The 538-nt window shown below is 39.4% G+C and carries 1 protein-coding gene; it reads right to left on the bottom strand.

Features of this window, described 5'->3' with window-relative positions; all coding sequences use genetic code 11:
* Positions 1 to 435: Cache 3/Cache 2 fusion domain-containing protein (locus tag R7Z77_RS28065; protein ID WP_318137398.1), on the bottom strand; the 435-nt coding region annotated here is incomplete at its 3' end.
* Between the last annotated feature and the right edge of the window lie 103 nt (positions 436 to 538).

Below are 538 nucleotides of genomic sequence, written 5' to 3'. Positions count from 1 at the left end.
TAATGATGTTGAAACGCGAATGAAGTCATCACCAAGTGGTGCAAATAACGTTGCGATTGCTCCGGTATCACGTGTGAAGCTGTCGACCAGCTTTGTGTCGTTAATCAAACTTTCGCTGTATTGCGTGATATTTGGTACTTCATGGCCCATGAAGTCTACCGTGTAGTTTTCTACATAAACGCCTGCAAGGTAACCATTGCGAAAAGTTGATTCGAGTACTTGAGCAGTATGAAGGTAAGCATCGAACTGACCGGCAATGGTTTTTGCCATCGACTCGACTTTGGATTGATGTTCTCTCAACGTACTTTCTAGCAGCACGCCAGATGCGTTTCGATAAACGAGCGCAGCAATGCTGGAAAAGGCAATTACTAGGCACAAAGTGATGACTAACTTTAGTTGAAAGCCAACACTTTGATTTCTGTACTTTTCTAACATGGAATGTCTTCCTGATATATTTATAACTTATGAGTTTTGTATCGGCATGCTATCGGTTTATATGAATAATTTTTTTGATATCTATTAATTAAATTGTCAAAAA

The sequence above is a fragment of the Vibrio sp. 1401 genome (assembly GCF_033340295.1).
Note: the sequence above shows the minus strand (reverse complement) of the source record. Positions and strands in the feature narration are given on the sequence as shown.